The sequence below is a fragment of the Azonexus sp. genome (assembly GCF_036170495.1).
Taxonomy (GTDB): Bacteria; Pseudomonadota; Gammaproteobacteria; order Burkholderiales; family Rhodocyclaceae; genus Azonexus.
The window spans coordinates 1-3,494 of sequence record NZ_JAVHPH010000229.1 but is presented as its reverse complement, the minus strand read 5'-3'; the positions used below and the strand labels follow the sequence as shown (position 1 = coordinate 3,494).

Sequence of the window (3,494 nt, the reverse complement as noted above, 5' to 3'; positions counted from 1 at the left end):
CGGTAAGTTTGGCGTGTTAAAATAGCAAATTACGCTTGAATCAACTAATAAGGCATCGCGCTAGCGGTGCGAATGTGAGACATGGACCAATTCGCCAAAGAAACATTGCCGATCAGCCTCGAAGACGAGATGCGGCGTTCATACCTCGATTACGCCATGAGCGTGATCGTTGGCCGGGCGTTGCCGGATGCGCGCGACGGCCTGAAGCCGGTGCATCGCCGGGTGTTGTTCGCGATGCACGAGCTGAACAACGACTGGAACAAGGCGTACAAGAAATCGGCGCGTATCGTCGGTGACGTGATCGGTAAATACCACCCGCACGGCGACACCGCGGTCTATGACACGATCGTGCGCATGGCGCAGGATTTCTCGCTGCGCTACATGCTGGTCGACGGCCAGGGCAACTTCGGTTCGGTTGACGGCGACAACGCGGCGGCGATGCGTTACACCGAAGTGCGGATGGCCAAGATTGGCCACCAGTTGCTGGAAGACCTCGACAAGGAAACCGTCGATTTTGGGCCGAACTACGACGGTTCCGAGCACGAGCCGCTGGTCATGCCGGCGCGTATCCCCAACCTGCTGATCAACGGTTCGTCCGGTATCGCGGTCGGCATGGCGACCAATATTCCGCCGCACAATCTCAATGAAGTCATCGCCGGCTGCCTGGCCATGCTGGAAAACCCGGCGATCAGCATCGACGACCTGATTGCCTACATTCCCGCGCCGGACTTCCCGACCGCCGGCTTGATCTACGGCATGACCGGCGTCCGCGAGGGGTACCAGACCGGCCGTGGCCGCGTCATCATGCGCGCCCGCACGCATTTCGAGGATATGGAAAAGGGCAATGGTCGTCAGGCGCTGATCGTCGACGAAATTCCCTACCAGGTTAACAAGAAGTCGCTGATCGAAAAGATTGCCGAGCTGGTCAACGAGAAGAAGATCGAAGGCATTTCCGACATTCGCGACGAGTCCGACAAGTCGGGCATGCGCATCGTCATCGAACTGAAGCGCGGCGAAGTGGGCGAGGTCATTCTCAACAACCTGTACAAACAGACGCAACTGCAGGATACCTTCGGCATGAACATGGTGGCGCTGGTCGATGGCCAGCCGCGCCTGCTCAACCTCAAGCAGATGCTCGAATGCTTCCTGTCGCACCGTCGCGAAGTCATCACGCGGCGTACCGTCTTCGAACTGCGCAAGGCGCGCGAACGCGGCCATATCCTCGAAGGTCTGGCCGTTGCGCTGTCCAACGTCGACGACATCATCACCCTGATCAAGGCGGCGCCGACACCGGCTGATGCCAAGCGCGGCCTCATGGAGCGTACCTGGCGCAGCGCCGTGGTCGAGGAAATGCTGGTGCGTGCCGCTTCCGATGCTTCGCGTCCGGATGGTCTGGCGCCGGAGTTCGGTTTGTCGGCGCAGGGCTATCGTCTGTCCGACGCCCAGGCACAGGCTATTCTCGAGCTGCGCCTGCAACGCCTGACCGGGCTGGAGCAGGACAAGATCGTTAGCGAGTACAAGGACGTCATGGCCAAGATCCTCGATCTGCTCGACATCCTGGCCAAGCCGGAGCGCATTACCGAAATCATCGTCACCGAACTGGTGGCGATTCGCGACCAGTTCGGCGACGAGCGTCGCTCGGAAATCATCCTGCAGACGCACGAATTGAGCCTCGAAGACCTCATTACGCCGCAGGACATGGTCGTTACGTTGTCGCATGGCGGCTACATCAAGGCCCAGCCGCTGGCCGACTACCGCGCCCAGCGCCGGGGCGGTCGCGGCAAGCAGGCCGCAGCGATCAAGGAAGAGGATTTCGTCGATCACCTGTTTGTCGCCAATACCCACGATTTCATCCTGTGTTTCTCGAACCGTGGCCGCTGCTACTGGCTCAAGGTTTACGAGGCGCCGCAGGGCAGCCGGGTTAGCCGCGGCAAGCCGATCGTCAATCTCTTCCCGCTGGAGGAAGGCGAACGGATCAACGCCGTGCTGCCGGTCAAGGAATTTTCCGATGACCAGTTTGTGTTCATGGCGACCGTCATGGGTACCGTCAAGAAGACGCCGCTCTCCGATTACTCGAACCCGCGCAAGGCCGGCATCATTGCTGTCACGCTCGATGAAGGCGATTACCTGATCGGCGTCGAGCTGACCAGCGGAACGAGCGATATCGTGCTGGTGTCCAATGCTGGCAAGGCGGTGTGGTTCGACGAAGAAGATGTCCGTCCGATGGGCCGTGGCGCCCGTGGCGTGCGCGGCATGCGTCTGATGGAAAATCAGTCGGTGATTTCGTTGCTGGTCGCCGATAACGATCAACAGACCGTGCTCGTCGCTACCGAGAACGGTTACGGCAAGCGTACCGTGCTCGCCGATTTCCGCCATTCCGGTCGCGGCACGCAGGGTGTACGCGCCATTGCCGATAGCGAGCGTAACGGCATCGTCGTTGGCGCCAAGCTGGTCAATGACGAAGACGAAATCATGCTGATCACCACCGGCGGCGTGCTGATCCGCACCCGCGTCGCGGAAATCCGCGGCATGGGCCGGGCGACGCAGGGCGTCACGCTGATTTCGCTGGATGACGGCGAGAAGCTGGCCGGTCTGGAGAAAGTCGCTGAAACGGTGGCTGAGGTTGATGCCGATGCTGAATTGGAGTCTTCCACGGTCAACCCGGAAAATGAGCAAAATCCGGAATCGTCCGAACCCAACGAAGGCGGAGAAGCATAAATGAGTCGCATCTGGAATTTCAGCGCCGGTCCGGCTGCTCTTCCCGAAGAAGTCCTCCTGCAGGCGCAGGAAGAACTGCTCGACTGGCATGGCGCTGGTTGCAGCGTCATGGAGATGAGCCATCGCGGCAAGGAGTTCGGCAGCATTCTCGGCCAGGCCGAAGCCGACCTGCGCGAGCTGATGGGCATTCCCGAGCAGTACAAGGTGTTCTTCCTGCAAGGCGGGGCGACGCAGCAGTTCGCGCAGATCCCGATGAACCTGCTGGCCGGTCGTTCGGCCGACTACATCGTGACCGGCTCGTGGTCGAAGAAGGCTTTCAAGGAAGCGCAGCGCATCGGCAATGTTCGTTGTGCCGCGACGACCGAGAGCAGCGGCTTCACCCGCCTGCCGGTGGCCGAAGAAATCAAGCTTGACCCGTTCGCCGCCTACCTGCACGTGTGCACCAACGAAACGATCCACGGCGTTGAAATCCCGGCCGAGCGCATTGCCGATACCGGCGTGCCGCTGGTCGCCGACATGTCATCGCATATCCTGTCGCGGCCGGTCAATGTCGAGAAATTCGGCCTGATCTACGCCGGCGCGCAGAAGAATATCGGCCCCTCCGGTGTGACGCTGGTCGTCGTCCATCGCGACCTGCTCGGCATGGCGCCGCTGAACATCCCGACGGTCATGGACTACGCCGTCATGGCTGAGCATGGTTCGATGCTCAATACGCCACCAACCTTCGGCATCTACGTCGCCGGCCTGGTTTTCCAGTGGCTCAAGCGGCAGGGCGG

General features: G+C 60.7%; 2 protein-coding genes. Both read left to right on the top strand.

Annotated features, from left to right (window positions below; translation table 11 throughout):
• Positions 1–81 precede the first annotated feature (81 nt).
• Positions 82–2,718, top strand: coding sequence for a DNA gyrase subunit A (gene gyrA, locus ADADOO_RS07790; RefSeq protein WP_511276452.1), 2,637 nt, complete (start codon positions 82–84; stop codon positions 2,716–2,718).
• The coding region (serC, locus tag ADADOO_RS07785; RefSeq protein WP_511276451.1) for a 3-phosphoserine/phosphohydroxythreonine transaminase at positions 2,719–3,494 on the top strand (776 nt) is incomplete at its 3' end.

Bases quoted from the DNA above. Each gene is read 5' to 3' on its own strand.
- gyrA (WP_511276452.1), top strand. From the start codon at position 82: ATGGACCAATTCGCCAAAGAAACATTGCCGATCAGCCTCGAAGACGAG.